The organism is Haemophilus haemolyticus M19501 (assembly GCF_000222025.1).
Taxonomy (GTDB): Bacteria; Pseudomonadota; Gammaproteobacteria; order Enterobacterales; family Pasteurellaceae; genus Haemophilus; species Haemophilus haemolyticus_G.
Map to the genome: position 1 here is coordinate 76,973 of NZ_AFQO01000005.1, position 17,569 is coordinate 94,541.

Consider the following 17,569-nt stretch of genomic DNA (forward strand, 5'->3'; position numbering starts at 1 on the left):
AGGGGATAAGTGGGTTAGCTCTTTAACTAAAAAAGCTTATAGGAGCGCGTTTGTTATTTTTTACTCTTTGTTAGTGGATCTTGAGTTAAGTTTGAAAGGTGGCAATAGCGAAATAGAGTGTTTGTCTTTATAATACGTCAACTTTTGATAAGCAAAGGATAAGTTATATGGGAACGATTATTACCGTTGATGGCCCTAGTGGTGCTGGGAAAGGCACGCTTTGTTATGCGTTGGCAGAAAAGCTAGGTTATGCATTATTGGATAGTGGAGCAATTTATCGCGTTACAGCATTAGCTGCATTACAACGTAAAACTGATTTAACAAATGAATCGGCGTTAGCTGAATTAGCTCGTCACCTAGATATTCAATTTATTCCTCAAAATGGCGAGGTGAATATTTTGCTTGCTGGCATGAATGTAAGCCATTTAATTCGCACTCAAGAAGTCGCTGATGCTGCATCTAAAGTAGCTGTGTTCCCTGAAGTGCGGTCAGCTTTGTTACAACTTCAACAAGACTTTGCGAAAAATGAAGGTTTAATTGCGGATGGTCGTGATATGGGGACTGTGGTATTCCCGAATGCTCAAGTGAAGTTATTTTTAGATGCGAGTGCTGAAGAACGTGCAAAAAGACGCTATAAACAGTTGCAAAATAAAGGAATAAATGGTAACTTTGCGCAGATTTTAGCCGAGATAAAAGAGCGTGATTTTCGTGATAGAAATCGAGAGGTTGCGCCTCTAAAACCGGCTGATGATGCTTTGTTATTGGATAGCACAACGTTGAGTATTGGTGAAGTTATTGATCAGGCGTTAGCTTATATTCAAGAAAAGGTGTCAGTTTCGATTTAACTGTTTGTTCAAGGAAGAATAAGCATTTATCCTCAACCCCGCATTTTATGGATTTTAATGTGGATGTTATTAACTTAAATTAAGAAGATTATTTATATGTCAGAATCTTTTGCTCAACTTTTTGAAGAATCATTAAAAGGCCTTGAAACTCGTCAAGGTTCAATCGTTAGCGGTACTGTAGTAGCTATCCAAAAAGGCTTTGTGCTTGTTGATGCAGGTTTAAAATCTGAGTCTGCAATCCCAGTTGCTGAATTCTTAAATGCACAAGGCGAACTTGAAATCCAAGTTGGCGATACTGTAAATGTTGCATTAGATGCAGTTGAAGATGGTTTCGGTGAAACTAAACTTTCTCGTGAGAAAGCTGTTCGTCACGAATCTTGGATTGAATTAGAAAAAGCTTACGAAGAAAAAGCGACCGTTATCGGTTTAATCAACGGCAAAGTGAAAGGTGGCTTCACAGTTGAGTTAAACGGTGTTCGTGCATTCTTACCGGGTTCTTTAGTTGATACTCGTCCAGCGCGTGAAGCAGATCACTTACTTGGTAAAGAATTAGAATTCAAAGTAATCAAATTAGATCAAAAACGTAACAACGTTGTTGTTTCTCGTCGTGCAGTGATTGAATCTGAAAACAGCCAAGAACGTGAACAAGTATTAGAAAATCTTGTTGAAGGTTCAGAAGTTAAAGGTATCGTTAAAAACTTAACTGAGTACGGTGCATTCGTTGATCTTGGTGGTGTTGATGGTTTATTACATATCACAGATATGGCTTGGAAACGTGTTAAACATCCAAGCGAAATCGTGAATGTTGGCGATGAAGTTACTGTTAAAGTATTAAAATTTGATAAAGATCGTACTCGTGTATCTTTAGGCTTAAAACAATTAGGTCAAGATCCATGGGCTGCAATTGCTGAAAATCACCCAGTAAACAGCAAATTAACTGGTAAAGTAACTAACTTAACAGACTATGGTTGTTTTGTTGAGATCTTAGATGGCGTTGAAGGTTTAGTTCACGTTTCTGAAATGGATTGGACTAACAAAAATATCCACCCATCTAAAGTTGTTAGCTTAGGCGATACTGTTGAAGTAATGGTATTAGAAATTGATGAAGAACGTCGTCGTATTTCTTTAGGCTTAAAACAATGTAAAGCTAACCCATGGACTCAATTTGCTGAAACTCACAATAAAGGCGATAAAGTAACTGGTAAAATCAAGTCTATCACTGATTTCGGTATCTTCATCGGTCTTGAAGGTGGTATCGATGGTTTAGTTCACTTATCTGATATTTCTTGGAATGTATCAGGTGAAGAAGCTGTTCGTAACTACAAAAAAGGTGACGAAGTTTCTGCAGTAGTATTAGCTGTTGATGCAGTGAAAGAACGTATCTCTTTAGGTATCAAACAACTTGAAGAAGATCCATTCAATAACTTCGTAGCGATCAATAAAAAAGGCGCTGTAGTATCTGCAACAGTAGTTGAAGCAGATGCAAAAGGTGCTAAAGTTGAATTAGCGGGCGGCGTTGAAGGTTATATCCGCGCAGCTGATTTAACAAATGAAGTTGCTGCAGGTGATGTAGTTGAAGCTAAATACACTGGTGTAGATCGTAAATCTCGTATCGTTCACTTATCAGTGAAAGCAAAAGACCAAGCTGAAGAAGCTGCTGCAGTTGCAAATGTGAATAACAAACAAGAAGAAGTTGCTATTCCAAACGCAATGGCTGAAGCATTTAAAGCAGCTAAAGGTGAATAATTAATTCACTTAATAAGGCTGGGCTCATGTCCAGCCTTATTTTTAGGGCTTATTGCTAATAGATTGAAATAATGTATTAGCAATAAATCTTAATTTGAATAATATTAAGGGAGAAAAGACGATGACTAAGTCAGAACTTATAGAAAAATTATTAGCGAAACATCCGACTTTACCCGTAAAAGAAATCGAAAATATGGTAAAAGATATTTTGGAATTTATTTCTCAATCTCTTGAAAATGGTGATCGTGTTGAGTTGAGAGGATTTGGTAGTTTTTCACTACATTATCGTAATCCTCGTTTAGGGCGTAATCCAAAAACGGGTGATTCTGTTAAATTAGAAGCTAAATCTGTACCGCACTTTAAAGCTGGTAAAGAATTAAAAGAGCGTGTAGATATTTATTAATAAAATTATGCTCGAATATGCCTTTCAAACTACAACGTTTGCCATTATTTAAAAAAACATATTTTAAGGAAATGTTATGATTAAATATATTTTAGGTATTGTGATTTTTATCGCTATCGTGTTGGTTGCAATTACCATTGGGGCAAATAACGATCAAGTTATTACATTTAATTATATTGTGGCGGAAAGTCAGCTCCAACTATCAACTCTTGTTGCTATTTTATTTGGATTAGGTTTGATTCTTGGCTGGTTAATCACTGCTTTTTTCTATCTTAAGTTAAAACTTAAAAATATGGCATTAGCTCGCCAAGTTAAGCGCCAAACTTTACAAATCAACGAGTTGACTACTGTGCGCGATAAGGTCGCCTGATGCTAGAATTACTCTTTCTACTATTGCCTATTGCTGCAGCCTATGGTTGGTACATGGGGCAGCGTAGTGCAAAGAAAGATCAAGATGATATTAGTAATAAACTCTCCCGAGATTATGTTACGGGGGTAAACTTCTTACTTTCCAATCAAACCGATAAAGCTGTAGATTTGTTTTTGGACATGCTTCAGAAGCAAGAAACTGAAAATGAAATCGAAAGCCACTCCCAATTTGAAGCTGAGCTTACACTTGGCAATCTATTCCGTTCTAGAGGCGAAGTTGATCGTGCATTGCGTATTCATCAGGCTTTAGACCTTAGCCCTAATTATACATTTGAACAAAAATTACTCGCAAAGCAACAGCTTGCTAGAGATTTTATGGTGGTTGGTTTTTTTGACCGGGCTGAAAATCTTTATATTTTATTAGTGGATGAACCTGAGTTTGCAGAAAATGCTTTACAGCAACTTTTAGTGATTTATCAAAAAACTAAAGAATGGAAAAAAGCGGTTAATATTGCTGAAAAACTCGCTAAAATAAAACAACAAGAGAATAATATTGAACTTGCGCAATGTTATTGTGAATATTCACAAAGTTTAGAGCCTGAAAGTGCGGTTGAAAAACGCAGTTTTTTACAAAAAGCTTTGTTAGTTTCTCCTACTTGTGTTCGTGCTTCTTTATTACTTGCAAATTTAGAAATGCTTGAAGGTCAATACCAACAAGCGGCAAAAATATTAGAAAATGTTTTAGAGCAAAATCCAGATTATACGGGTGAAATTTTGTCACCTTTAAAACATTGTTATGAAGAATTAAATCAGTTAGATAACTTTGAGTTATTCTTAATTCGTGCTGGCCAAATTACTAATAATGACGAAGTAGAGCTAGCTTTGGTCAAATTAATTGAAGAAAAAGATGGTAAGTCTGCTGCTCAGGCTAAGCTTTATCAGCAACTCACGAAAAAGCCAAGTACTTTAATTTTCCATCGTTTTATGCAGTATCAAATTGATGATGCAGAAGACGGGCGGGGAAAAGAAAGCTTAATTTTATTACATAAAATGGTTGGCGAAAGGATTAAGCAAACATCGCCTTATCGTTGTACAAATTGTGGTTATCAAATCCATAAGCTATTATGGAATTGCCCATCTTGCCGTCAATGGGAAAGTATTAAACCAGTTTCAAGTCAAGAACATAATTAATTGATACTCAGCGAGGTAACATTATGACAAGCAAAATTATTGTGGCATTGGACTATGAGAAAGAAGCAGAGGCTCTTGCTTTAGTTGATCAAATTGATCCGAGTTTGTGTCGATTAAAAGTGGGTAAAGAAATGTTTACTACACTTGGTATTAATTTTGTAAAACAATTACATCAACGTAATTTCGATGTTTTCTTAGATCTTAAATATCATGATATTCCAAATACTGTAGCAAGAGCAGTTCGTTCTGCTGCTGATTTAGGCGTATGGATGGTGGATTTACACGCAAGTGGTGGCTTGCGTATGATGGAAGAAGCCAAGAAAATTCTTGAACCTTATGGGAAAGATGCGCCATTGCTTATTGCCGTGACGGTATTAACCAGTATGGAAGACTTGGATTTATTACAAATTGGAATTAATGCATCACCAATGGAACAAGTTGTACGCTTAGCTCATTTAACCCAACGGTCAGGTTTGGATGGCGTAGTCTGTTCCCCTCAAGAAGTTGAAATTTTACGTAATACTTGTGGTAAAGAGTTTAAATTAGTTACACCAGGGATTCGTCCAATAGGAACTGATTTTGGCGATCAAAGACGTGTAATGACACCTACCGCAGCAATTCGTGCTGGTTCAGATTATTTAGTGATAGGGCGTCCTATTACTAAAGCTGATAATCCAGCAGAGGTTCTTCGTTCTATTAATGCATCTATTGGGTAATTATGATGTCAGATTCTGTTTTAGTGTATTCAACAGATGTGGGTCGAATTAAAGAGGAAAAGGCTTCTGTAGTTCGCCCCAAAGGAGACGGTGTTGTACGTATCCAAAAACAAACGAGTGGTAGGAAAGGTGCGGGCGTATCGGTTATAACTGGTTTAGATTTATCTGATGAGGAATTGAAAAAATTAGCGGCTGAATTAAAAAAACGTTGTGGATGTGGTGGCTCAGTTAAAAATGGAATAATTGAGATTCAAGGTGAAAAGCGTGATTTGCTCAAGCAATTGTTAGAGCAAAAAGGGTTTACCGTTAAATTATCAGGTGGATGATTAAAAAGGCGCATTAGCGCCTTTTTTGTTAAAGATTTAAAATTTCTTTAACGAAAGGGATCGTAAGATTTCGTTGTGCTTGTAACGAGGCTTTATCTAGTAGATCAAGTGCTTCAAATAAAGTATGCATATCTCGTGCTAGTCGTGTAAGTAAAAAATTTGCAGTTTCGTCAGATAATTGGAATCCTCGTTGGTAAGCTGTATGCTGTAGCACTTCGACTTTTTGTTCATCTGTTAATGAATTTAATTGATAAATTTCGCCCCAAGTTAAGCGAGAGTTCAAATCAGGCAATTTTACAGAAAGTGCAGAAGGAGATTTATCTGCACTAATTAGTAACAGCGTTTTTCCGCTTGCTTTAATTCGATTAAACAGATCAAAAATAGCTAGTTCCCATTCATCATTTCCTATGACGCTTTGTAAATCATCTAAGCATACCAATTCTTGCTGTTCTAAATTTTCCAGAACTGCGGTAGAAAAATATTGAGATTTGCTAAGGGGGACATAAATAGCAGTACGTTGATTGATTAAATATTCGTTACTGAATGCTCTAAGCAGGTGAGTTTTTCCAGAACCTTTATTTCCCCAAATATAGAAAAACTGTTGTTTTAAATCAGATGAATTTTTGCGTAAAGAATCGAGCAATAAAAGATTATTATCGCCGTAAAAGTTTTCTAATGTGGCATCATCAATTTGATGAATGGGTAAGGGAAGCTGCTTATTCAAATATTTATGTATTACAGATTATAAGTAAGAAAAAGGGCTAAATTGGTATTTAACCCTTTTAAAAGGAATCTTATTCTACTTCATTTTTTGCTTTCGGTAAAACAAGGTTTAAGATGATAGCAACAATCGCACACAAGCTGATACCTTTTAGTGATACGTTACCCACATCTACAAACATATTGCCGATACCAAATGTCATGACGACAGAAATAATACACAGATTACGTGCTTCGGTAACATCAACTTTGCCACGAATTAAGGTGCTCATGCCCACGACCGCGATTGAACCGAAAACAAGCATCATAATTCCACCCATTACAATCGTTGGAATGGTTGATAGGAATGCGCCTACTTTTCCACAGAATGAAATCGCAATAGCCCAAACCGCAGCCCAAGTCATAATATTTGGGTTAAAGTTGCGTGTTAGCATCACAGCACCAGTAACTTCCGCATAAGTCGTATTAGGTGGGCCGCCCACTAAAGAAGCTGCAGCAGTAGCGACGCCATCGCCTAATAAAGTGCGGTGTAATCCCGGTTTTTTTAGAAAATCTTTACCTGTCACAGAGCTAATCGCCATAATACCACCAACGTGTTCTACGGCAGGGGCAATAGCAATTGGTAACATATAAAGAATGGCTTCTAGGTTAAATTCAGGTGTCGTTAATTTGGGCAAACTGAACCAAGGCGCATCAATCACTGGTTGGAAATTAATTAAACCTAGGAATAAACATAAAATATAGCCCGCAGTAATACCAAACATTATTGGGATGAGTTTCATCAATCCTTTGGCAAATACTGCCACAGATAAAGTAGTGAGAAGTGTTACCATTGAAACTAATACCGCATCGTTATACGCATAAACACTGTTTTTGCCTAAGGACATATCAACTGCCACAGGTGCAAGTCCCATACCAATGATAATAATTACAGGTCCAACAACTACAGGCGGAAAAAAACGTTGTAGTGCTTCTGTTCCCCGTAATTTTACTAACGTACTCAAGGCGAAATAAACAAGCCCAGTGAATGCTAAGCCGCCCATCGTAGTTGCAATGCCCCAAGTTTGAACACCATATTGAATGGGTGCTATAAAGGCAAAAGATGAGGCTAAGAAAATAGGCACTTGTTTTCCAGTGCAAAGTTGGAAGAGTAGAGTGCCAACGCCGGCGGTTAATAATGCTGTATTGGAATCAAGACCTGTAATTAATGGTACAAGAACAAGCGCACCAAATGCGACGAAGAGCATTTGTAGGCCAACGAAAGATTGTTTTAATTTGCTTTGATTTTCCGCTAGGGAAGGAGGGATTTGGTTTGTCATTTAGTTTCAACTCTCTGTTTGAATTAACTTAAAAGTGCGGTCAGTTTTTCTTGTGTTTCACGCACGGAAAAAAGACGGCTTAAATGCCGTCTTGTTTTTGGGGATTATTTTGTCCCAAAAATTTTATCGCCCGCGTCACCAAGACCCGGAATAATGTAACCTTGTTCATTTAAATGGCTATCAATAGAAGCGCAGTAGAGTTCAATGTCAGGGTGCGCAGTTTCAAGTGCTTTAATACCTTCTGGTGCAGCCACTAACACTAATACTTTGATATGTTTACAACCTTTTGCTTTTAAAAGATCGAGGGTTGCAATCATAGAACCGCCTGTTGCAAGCATTGGATCCACCACAATTGCAAGACGTTCTTCTAAATCGCTGGCTAATTTTTGGAAATAAGGGACTGGCTCAAGGGTTTCTTCATTACGGTAGATACCCACTACACTGATACGTGCGCTTGGTACATGTTCAAGTACACCATCCATCATTCCTAAACCTGCACGTAAAATTGGCACAACCGTTACTTTTTTACCTTTAATTCGATCAATTTCTACAGGGCCATTCCAACCATTGATCGTTACTTTTTCAGTTTCTAAATCAGAGGTTGCTTCATAGGTTAATAAGCTACCGATTTCTGTTGCCAGTTCACGGAATTTTTTCGTATCAATTTCAGCTTCACGCATCACACCTAGTTTGTGTTTTACAAGTGGGTGTTTTACTTCAACCAGTTTCATTTTCACTCTCCTTTTGGCTCTTAAAAAACAAATTGACGAATTTTAGATTAAAAACATACAAAATGGTAGAGGTTAATAAAAATATTCTGATGTTTTTATAATTTTGACAGGGAAATTGTGAGGAGAAAACACAATATTTTTAAACTGGTCGAATACTCTCTATATCTAATTTTGCATCAAACTCATTGAGCAGAATTTGTAATTTACTATCTTTTTGCAACTCATTTTGAGCCTTTTCTCGCAATGCTTGATAAATATTACGGCGATATTCAATTGGCGTCGTGACATTGCTATCATCAATATTAATTGTTAATTGAATATCTTTACCTTGCAATTTACTCAAAGCTTCAACCAAATTTTTTATGCTTCTGTCTTGGCGTAAATGGGATTTTTCTGAATGTAGTCCAAGATTGATTTCATCATCGGTTTTGCTTTGTAAGAAACAATTTAACGCTAATTCTTTACTAAATCCTGTTACACCAGAATGTTCAACTATATCTGCCCACTCATCTTGTTGTTGAGTTTGGGTAATGATTTTTAAACGTAATTCAGGCGTAATATCTTTCAAAATAGCCTGTTTTATATCAGAAGGACGAACACTTGTATCGGCTTTAGCAAGTTCTGGATTACTCCATTCCCAACGATAGGTGTCAGCACTCAAGATTTCTTGCTCATCTTGAGCAATTTCTACATTATCATCACTTGAATTTTCTTCAGTGCTATTTTCTTGTGGAACCAGTGCAGTATTTGATGGTGATGTAGGCTTTTCTATGTGTTTGGGCTTCGGCTCAGTCATTTCTCGCACGGGAAGTGCGGTCATTTTTTTATGAGATTTTTCTTCATCCAGTTCTTGGATATGGTGCAAAGTTTCATTTACAACAGCTACAGATTCAGCTTTTTGAACTTGACGTTCTTGGTTTTCGAGTTGTGTTAAATGTTCCAGCGCATCTAAAGCCGAAAGGCTTGCCAAATTTTGAATGCTCGTTTTATTTGGTTTTGCTTGAGAATAAGCAGATTTTATACTTTGCGACAGTACCGGCACATCTACATAATTACCTGTATTTTCAACCGCACTTGGCGTTGATAGCGGTGGAGTAATTGTAGTGTTAGTCTTTGGTACTGCCGTAAGGAACTTTGGGTGGAATGCCAATGCCCTCAATAATGTCATTTCTGTACCAATACGACGGTTTGGCGCATTTGATAAGTCCTTTCTACCAGAAACAATGACTTGATAAAAAAACTGAACATCTTCTGGAGAGATATGTTTGGCTAAAAATGAAAAATGTTCATTGTCATCTGAAGATTTTTGTGGAAGAAGTTGCATGAGTGCAATTTGATGTAATTTTTCTGCACATTCGCCAAGTAATTTGTCCCAATCGCCTGCTGCATCTGCAACTCTTTGCAGTGTTCGCATTAAGAGTTCACCATTGCCTTGATGTAAGGCATATAAAATATCAACAGAATAGTTATCATCAAGCAATCCTAACATATTGCTTACAACAGTATTCGTAACTTGTCGGTCTCCCATTGCAATGGCTTGATCCGTTAAACTTAAGCTATCACGAATACTTCCTTGCGCCGCTTTTGCAAGTTTAACTAATGCAGGTTCTTCAAAAGGAATATTTTCTTGCGTCAGAATATGGGCAAGATGCTGGGAAATTTGGGTTTCATCTAATGCTTTGAGATGAAATTGTAAACAGCGAGAAAGAATAGTTACAGGTAATTTTTGTGGATCCGTTGTCGCGAGTAAGAATTTTACATATTCTGGTGGTTCTTCCAAAGTCTTGAGCAACGCATTAAATGAATGACGGGATAGCATGTGGACTTCATCGATTAAGTAAACCTTAAATCTGCCCACAACAGGTTTATATTGCACGTTATCCAATAATTCGCGCGTATCTTCAACTTTTGTGCGTGATGCCGCATCAATTTCAATTAAATCAATGAAATTGCCTTGCTCAATGGCTTTACAATTTTCACATTCACCGCAGGGCGTTGCGGTTACACCATGTACACAATTTAATCCTTTTGCAAATAATCTGGCGATAGAGGTTTTTCCTACCCCACGCGTGCCTAAAAAGAGGTAAGCGTGATGTAGTCGATTATCTTTTAATCCATTTGCTAATGCCGTGATAATGTGTTCTTGCCCAACGACATCAGCAAATGTTTTTGGTCGCCACTTTCTGGCTAAGACTTGATAGTTCATCGAATCCTTAATTAATGACCTTCAAAATTGACGAGTGTATAGCAATCAACGCCCAAATTATTTAAGCGTTTTTCGCCACCTAATTCAGGTAAATTAATCACAAATGCAGCGTGTTTTACCGCGCCACCTAAACGTTGCACTAATTTTACCGTCGCTTCAACGGTGCCACCTGTCGCTAATAAATCATCAATGATTAAAACATTGTCACCTTCTGAAATTGCATCAACGTGCATTTCCAAAGTATCTTGACCATATTCTAGTTGATAAGATTGAGAAATGGTTTCACGTGGTAATTTTTTAGGTTTACGTACTAATTCGAAAGGTAAACCTAGTGCTAAGGCAACGGGCGCGCCAAAAATAAAACCACGAGATTCAGTTCCAAGCACTTTGGTAATTCCTTTGTTGCGATATTGTTCCACAATAAGATCTATTGTTGCTTTAAAAGCTGCTGGAACTTCTAAAAGGGTAGTAATATCGCGGAAGATAATGCCTTCTTTTGGATAGTTAGGAATTGATTTGATAGAAGATTTAATTAAATCAAGTTGTGTAGTCATAAATAATGCTCAAAAGTGCGGTAAAAAAAGAAACGTTTTTAGGACGGTATCTTATCATAAAAAAATAAAAAGGTAGGAAAATAAAAATCCCCGAGTGGGGATTTTATTTAGGTTTGAATTTACAATTTAAGATGAATTAAAACTTCTTAAATAGAAATTATTTTTTCTTCGCTTTTGCATTTGGAAGGTCAGTGATTGAGCCTTCAAATACTTCCGCAGCTAAACCAACAGATTCGTGTAAAGTTGGGTGAGCGTGGATAGTTAATGCGATATCTTCAGCATCACAACCCATTTCGATTGCAAGGCCGATTTCACCTAATAATTCACCCCCATTAGAACCTACGATTGCACCGCCAAGTACACGATGAGTATCTTTATCAAAGATTAACTTCGTCATACCTTCTGAACATTCAGATGCAATCGCACGACCTGAGGCTGCCCAAGGGAATTTAGCGACTTCGTAGTTTAAGCCTTCTTGTTTACATTCTTTCTCGGTTTTACCTACCCAAGCTACTTCTGGTTCAGTATAAGCAATGGATGGAATCACTTTAGGATCGAAGTAGTGTTTTTGCCCCGCAATGACTTCTGCAGCAACGTGGCCTTCGTGAACACCTTTGTGCGCTAACATTGGTTGACCAACAATATCGCCGATTGCAAAGATATGTGGCACATTGGTGCGCATTTGTTTATCAACATGAATGAAACCACGATCATCCACTTCAACGCCTGCTTTACCTGCATCAATCAATTTGCCATTTGGTACACGACCGATAGCGACAAGCACTGCATCATAACGTTTGGTGTCATTGCATGCTTTGCCTTCCATTGAAACGTAGATACCATCATCTTTTGCTTCAACAGCGGTTACTTTGGTTTCAAGCATTAACTTGAATTTTTTCTCGATTTGTTTGGTATAAATTGCAACAACATCTTTATCCGCTGCTGGGATAACTTGGTCGAACATTTCTACCACTTCAATTTCTGAACCTAATGCGTGGTAAACTGTACCCATTTCTAAACCGATGATACCACCGCCCATAATGAGAAGTTTTTTAGGTACTTCTTTTAATTTAAGCGCATCCGTTGAGTTCCAAATACGTGGATCTTCATGTGGAATAAATGGTAATTCAATTGGGCGAGATCCTGCTGCAATAATCGCATTATCGAATTTAATGGTAGTTGGGTGACCATCACGATCGCGAGCCACTAAAGTGTGAGGATCCGTAAATGCTGCTAAACCTTCAACAACAGTGACTTTACGCGCTTTAGCCATCCCAGCTAAACCGCTGGTTAATTTTGCCACAACCGCTTCTTTACCGGCACGAACTTCATCTAAATCAATGCGTGGTTCACCGAAATAAATACCATTTTTTGTCGCGTGTTTCGCTTCTTCAATCACTTTAGCAACGTGTAAAAGTGCTTTAGAGGGAATACAACCTACGTTTAAGCACACACCACCAAGGGTAGAATAACGTTCAACAAGCACGGTTTCTAAGCCTAAGTCTGCGCAACGGAATGCTGCAGAGTAACCTGCCGGACCTGCACCAAGTACCACTACTTGGGTTTTGATTTCTTTACTCATTTTTACCTCGTAAAAACGTTTAAATAATTGACCGCACTTTTTGCGATCATAATGGATTTGCTAAAACGCCCTTTCTTCTAATTAGAAGAAAGGGGCATTATTACATAATCAAACGGCGTAAATCTGCTAATACAGCACCGATATAGCTGATGAATCGTGCACCATCTGCACCATCGATTACACGGTGGTCGAATGATAATGACATTGGAAGAATTAAGCGTGGCGCAAATTCTTTACCATTCCATACCGGTTCCATTGAAGATTTAGACACACCTAAAATCGCCACTTCTGGCGCGTTTACGATTGGCGCGAAGTGAGTGGTACCAATACCACCAAGACTTGAAATGGTGAAACAGCCACCTTGCATATCAGATGCAGTCAATTTGCCTTCACGTGCTTTTTTCGATACTTCCATTAATTCACGCGAAAGTTCGATAATGCCTTTCTTGTTCACATTTTTGAATACAGGCACTACTAAGCCATTTGGCGTATCTACTGCGACACCGATGTTAATATATTTTTTCAGGATTAAGCGTTGTGCATCTTCGGTAATTGAGCTGTTGAAACGTGGATACGCTTCTAATGCTTTTGCCACCGCTTTCATAATGAACACAACTGGCGTGATTTTTACGCCGAGTTTTTGTTTTTCTGCTAACGCATTTTGTTCTTTACGGAATGCTTCTAAATCCGTGATATCTGCTTTATCGAAGTGAGTAACATGTGGAATCATGACCCAGTTACGATGTAAGTTAGCACCTGAAATTTTGTTGATACGACTTAATTCAACTTCTTCAATTTCGCCAAATTTACTGAAATCAACTTTTGGCCATGGTAATAAGCCTAAGCCAGCACCATTTGCTACACCATTGCCAGCAGCTTGTGCTGTTGCACCGCTTTCATAAGCTTTAACGGCGGTCTTCACATAAGCTTCGATATCTTCTTTAACAATACGACCTTTACGACCTGTACCTTTTACTTTATCTAAGTTTACGCCAAATTCACGTGCTAAACGACGAATAACTGGGGTAGCGTGCGCATAGCCAGCACTTGCCACTACTTGTTCTTGGCTTAAGCCAGATACATTGCCAGATTGAGCAGGTTGTGCAGCTGGCGCAGGTGATGCAACTTGTGGTGCTGGAGCAGATGTTGCCACAGCTGGCGCTGCACCCGCCACTTCAAAGCGCATAATTAGTGAACCAGTCGATACTTTATCGCCTGATTTCACTAGAATTTCTTTTACTACGCCGCCAAATGGAGCTGGAACTTCCATTGACGCTTTATCACCTTCAACGGTAATTAATGATTGATCTTCTGAAACAGTATCACCAACGGCAACCATAATTTCGGTTACATTGACTTCATCGCCACCAATATCTGGCACATTCACATCTTTAATTGCAGATGTTGTAGCAGCTACAGGCGCCGCTGTTTGAGCTGGTGCTGATGCAGCAACTGGAGCTGTTGATGCAGTTTCAAATTTCATGATAAGTTTGCCAGTTGAAACTTTATCACCGACATTAATTAAAATTTCTTTTACCACACCTGCGATTGGTGCTGGAACTTCCATTGAAGCTTTATCGCCTTCAACATTGATGATTGATTGATCAACTTCAACACTATCACCCACTTTAACCATAATTTCAGTAACGTTTACTTCATCAGAACCGATGTCTGGTACGTTTACTTCAACAACAGCTGACGCAGTTGGCGCAGTAGCAGCTACTGGTGCTGCCGGTGTTTCAGCAGCTGACGCAGCGCCTGCAGCTTCTAAAACGAGCATTGGGGTGCCTGTTGTGACTTTATCACCCACTTTGACTAAAACTTCTTTTACAACACCCGCTTCTGGTGCAGGCACTTCCATTGAAGCTTTATCGCCTTCAACGTTAATGATAGATTGATCAACAGAAATGGTATCGCCTACGTTTACCATGACTTCTGTTACGGTAACTTCATCACTACCAATATCAGGAATTTGAATTTGTTTTGACATTTTTTGTTCCTTTTAAAGTGCGGTCATAAAACACGCTGTTTTTTGACCGCAGTTTTCATCAATTACGCGTAAAGCGGATTGATACGATCTACATTCAAACCGAATTTCGCAATCGCATCTGCAACCACTTGGTTAGATACTGTACCTTCTTTCGCTAATTGAGAAAGTGCAGCAACCACAACATAACGTGCATCAACTTCGAAGTGTTCACGTAAGTTTGCACGGCTGTCTGAACGACCGAAACCATCTGTACCTAACACATGATAATGACGGCTTGGTACGAATGCACGGATTTGATCTGCGTATGCTTTAACATAGTCAGTTGAAGCAACGGTTGGTAAATCAGCTAATACTTGAGTAACGTATGGTACGCGTTGTGTCTCTGTTGGGTGTAATAAGTTCCAACGTGCTGCATCATGACCTTCGCGTGCTAATTCATTGAATGAAGGCGCAGAAAATACATCTGAAGTCACACCGTAGTCATTTGCAAGAATTTGCGCCGCTTCACGAACATGACGCATGATGGCACCAGAACCTAACAATTGAACGTGACCTTTGCCTTTTTTACCTTCCACTGTTTCAAATTTGTATAAACCTTTTCGGATACCTTCTTCCGCACCAGTAGGCATAGCAGGTTGATCCATGACTTCATTTAATGTTGTCATGTAATAGAATACATCTTCTTGTTTTTCGCCGTACATGCGGTTGATACCGTCTTGCATAATTACAGCAACTTCAAATGCAAACGATGGATCATAAGTGATACAGTTAGGAATGATACCTGCTTGAATATGGCTATGGCCATCTTCGTGTTGTAAGCCTTCGCCGTTTAAGGTTGTACGACCTGAAGTACCACCCACCATGAAACCACGAGCTAATTGGTCACCAGCAGCCCACATCATATCGCCCACACGTTGGAAACCAAACATTGAGTAATAGATGAAGAATGGAATCATCGGTTGGTTATTGACAGAGTAGGAGTTCGCTGCTGCTAACCAAGATGCGGTTGCACCTAATTCATTGATACCTTCTTGTAATACTTGACCATCTTTTGCTTCACGATAGTAAGCCACTAAATCACGGTCTGAAGGAACATAGTTTTGACCATGTGGGTTATAAATACCCACTTGACGGAACAAACCTTCCATACCGAAAGTACGTGCTTCGTCCGCGATCATTGGCACAATTGTTTTACCAATGTTTTTATCTTTTAATAAGATGTTTAATGCACGAGTAAACGCCATTGTGGTTGAAATACCACGAGGTTGTTCTTCTAATAATGCTTTAAACTCTTCTAATGCAGGAACTTTATATTCAACATCAAATTTAGTACGACGAGCAGGAACATAGCCGTTTAATGCTTTACGGTGGCCATGTAAGTATTCATACTCAGGCGTGCCTTCAGCAAATTTAATGTATTCTAATTTTTCTACTTGCTCATCTGTTAATGATAATTCAAAGAAGTCACGGAAACCTTTAAGGCTTTCGTAAGACATTTTTTTAGATTGGTGAGCGGTGTTTTTACTTTCTGCTTCGGGAATTTTATAACCTTTAACTTGATGCGCTAAAATCACAACTGGTTTCGTTGCATTTTGTGCTTTTGCATAGGCTGCATATAATTTTTCGCTATCGTGTGCACCACGGCGTAATGCCCAAATTTCATCATCAGTCATATCTGCAACTAATGCAGCAGTTTCTGGATAACGACCGAAGAAATGTTCACGAACATAAGCACCATCTTTAGATTTAAAGGTTAAATAATCACCGTCAACTACTTCCATCATTAACTGAGTTAATTTACCTGAAGTATCTTTCGCGAATAATTTATCCCAATCACTTCCCCATAAAACTTTAATCACTTCCCAGCCCGCACCAGTAAATAATCCTTCTAATTCTTGAACGATCTTACCGTTACCATTCACCGGACCGTCTAAACGTTGTAAGTTACAGCTGATAGTAAAGATTAAGTTATCTAATTTTTCACGAGCCGCAAAAGTTAATGCACCTTTAGACTCAATTTCATCCATTTCACCATCGCCTAAGAATGCATAGACTTTTTGATCTTTGGTATCTTTTAAGCCACGGTTATCGAGATATTTTAAGAAACGCGCTTGGTAGATGGCATTCACAGGGCCTAAACCCATAGAAACCGTAGAGAATTGCCAGAATTCAGGCATTAATTTAGGGTGTGGATATGAAGATAAACCATCGGTAAAGGCTTCTTGACGGAAGTTATCCATTTGTTCTTCAGTTAAACGACCTTCTAAGAATGCACGCGCATACATACCTGGAGCAGCATGGCCTTGGAAGAAAATTAAGTCGCCACCGTTTTTCTCGGTTGCTGCTTTGAAGAAGTGGTTATAGCAAACTTCATACATGGTTGCTGCAGATTGGAAAGTTGAAATGTGACCACCTAAGTCAAGATCTTTCTTCTGACTGCGTAAAACCATTGCGATCGCATTCCAACGTACTGCTGAACGAATACGACGTTCAATGGCATGATCACCTGGGTAAGCAGGTTGTTCAGAAGCAGGGATAGTATTGACATAATCGGTCGTTACACCTGTAGGTAATGAAACACCATTGGTGCGTGCTTGGCCGATAACTTGCTCAATAATATATTGTGCACGTTCTACGCCTTCTTCACGAATCAAAGAATCTAATGATTGTAACCAATCTTGAGTTTCGATTGGATCAACGTCATTTTTTAAAATCTCAGACATAGGTTTTCCTTATCTGTTAATTAAGTGAACATTAGTTTAGTCAGCACTAAACACGAATATCAGAAATGCTTGCCTTTTTACAAACATTTAACAAATCTTGTAAATTTTAGAAGATTTTTTGAGATAAAGATAGTAAATTTTCATTAAA

15 protein-coding genes are annotated in these 17,569 nt (G+C 38.5%); 7 read left to right on the forward strand and 8 right to left on the reverse strand.

The window, feature by feature from the left end; translation table 11 throughout:
• Window positions 1-167: 167 nt before the first annotated feature.
• From cmk to yciH, 7 genes are all read left to right on the forward strand, one after another.
• Window positions 168-845 (forward strand): (d)CMP kinase, encoded by a 678-nt coding sequence (cmk, locus tag GG9_RS06200; protein ID WP_005630737.1) that lies wholly within the window; start codon window positions 168-170, stop codon window positions 843-845.
• Window positions 846-941: 96 nt separating this feature from the next.
• Window positions 942-2,591, forward strand: coding sequence for a 30S ribosomal protein S1 (rpsA, locus tag GG9_RS06195; protein WP_005630739.1), 1,650 nt, complete (start codon window positions 942-944; stop codon window positions 2,589-2,591).
• Between the two features lie 103 nt (window positions 2,592-2,694).
• On the forward strand, window positions 2,695-2,994 hold the full coding sequence (locus GG9_RS06190) for an integration host factor subunit beta (protein WP_474509137.1): 300 nt from the start codon (window positions 2,695-2,697) through the stop codon (window positions 2,992-2,994).
• A 76-nt stretch (window positions 2,995-3,070) separates the two neighbouring features.
• Window positions 3,071-3,364 (forward strand): LapA family protein, encoded by a 294-nt coding sequence (locus tag GG9_RS06185; protein ID WP_005628856.1) that lies wholly within the window; start codon window positions 3,071-3,073, stop codon window positions 3,362-3,364.
• A complete protein-coding gene (lapB, locus tag GG9_RS06180) occupies window positions 3,364-4,554 on the forward strand; it encodes a lipopolysaccharide assembly protein LapB (RefSeq protein WP_005630742.1) in 1,191 nt (396 codons plus the stop codon). The genes GG9_RS06185 and lapB overlap by 1 nt, the downstream gene beginning before the upstream one ends.
• Window positions 4,555-4,577: 23 nt before the next feature.
• Window positions 4,578-5,270 carry an orotidine-5'-phosphate decarboxylase gene (gene pyrF / locus GG9_RS06175; protein WP_005630745.1) on the forward strand — a complete coding sequence of 231 codons (693 nt, stop codon included), beginning with the start codon at window positions 4,578-4,580 and terminating at the stop codon, window positions 5,268-5,270.
• A 5-nt stretch (window positions 5,271-5,275) separates the two neighbouring features.
• Window positions 5,276-5,596 (forward strand): stress response translation initiation inhibitor YciH, encoded by a 321-nt coding sequence (gene yciH, locus GG9_RS06170; protein ID WP_032825048.1) that lies wholly within the window; start codon window positions 5,276-5,278, stop codon window positions 5,594-5,596.
• A 28-nt stretch (window positions 5,597-5,624) separates the two neighbouring features.
• Here the strand turns inward: yciH and hda are convergent, their stop codons facing one another.
• The 8 genes from hda to aceE all read right to left on the reverse strand — a co-directional run bounded on the left by hda (window position 5,625) and on the right by aceE (window position 17,421).
• Window positions 5,625-6,320, reverse strand: a complete 696-nt coding sequence (hda, locus tag GG9_RS06165) for a DnaA regulatory inactivator Hda (protein WP_005630749.1) — start codon at window positions 6,318-6,320, stop codon at window positions 5,625-5,627.
• Window positions 6,321-6,390: 70 nt separating this feature from the next.
• The gene (locus GG9_RS06160) at window positions 6,391-7,635 is read right to left on the reverse strand and encodes a nucleobase:cation symporter-2 family protein (protein ID WP_005630751.1); all 1,245 of its coding nucleotides are present in this window, start codon (window positions 7,633-7,635) and stop codon (window positions 6,391-6,393) included.
• Window positions 7,636-7,739: 104 nt separating this feature from the next.
• Window positions 7,740-8,366, reverse strand: coding sequence for a uracil phosphoribosyltransferase (upp, locus tag GG9_RS06155; RefSeq protein WP_005630752.1), 627 nt, complete (start codon window positions 8,364-8,366; stop codon window positions 7,740-7,742).
• Between the two features lie 139 nt (window positions 8,367-8,505).
• Window positions 8,506-10,572, reverse strand: coding sequence for a DNA polymerase III subunit gamma/tau (gene dnaX, locus GG9_RS06150; protein ID WP_005630754.1), 2,067 nt, complete (start codon window positions 10,570-10,572; stop codon window positions 8,506-8,508).
• An 11-nt stretch (window positions 10,573-10,583) separates the two neighbouring features.
• Window positions 10,584-11,126 (reverse strand): adenine phosphoribosyltransferase, encoded by a 543-nt coding sequence (gene apt / locus GG9_RS06145; RefSeq protein WP_005630756.1) that lies wholly within the window; start codon window positions 11,124-11,126, stop codon window positions 10,584-10,586.
• Between the two features lie 157 nt (window positions 11,127-11,283).
• Window positions 11,284-12,708, reverse strand: coding sequence for a dihydrolipoyl dehydrogenase (gene lpdA, locus GG9_RS06140; protein ID WP_005630758.1), 1,425 nt, complete (start codon window positions 12,706-12,708; stop codon window positions 11,284-11,286).
• Window positions 12,709-12,808: 100 nt separating this feature from the next.
• Complete coding sequence (aceF, locus tag GG9_RS06135) at window positions 12,809-14,698, reverse strand: pyruvate dehydrogenase complex dihydrolipoyllysine-residue acetyltransferase (RefSeq protein WP_005630759.1); 1,890 nt, start codon at window positions 14,696-14,698, stop codon at window positions 12,809-12,811.
• 62 nt (window positions 14,699-14,760) lie between these two features.
• Window positions 14,761-17,421: a pyruvate dehydrogenase (acetyl-transferring), homodimeric type gene (aceE, locus tag GG9_RS06130; protein WP_005630760.1), complete on the reverse strand. Its 2,661-nt coding sequence runs from the start codon at window positions 17,419-17,421 to the stop codon at window positions 14,761-14,763.
• Between the last annotated feature and the right edge of the window lie 148 nt (window positions 17,422-17,569).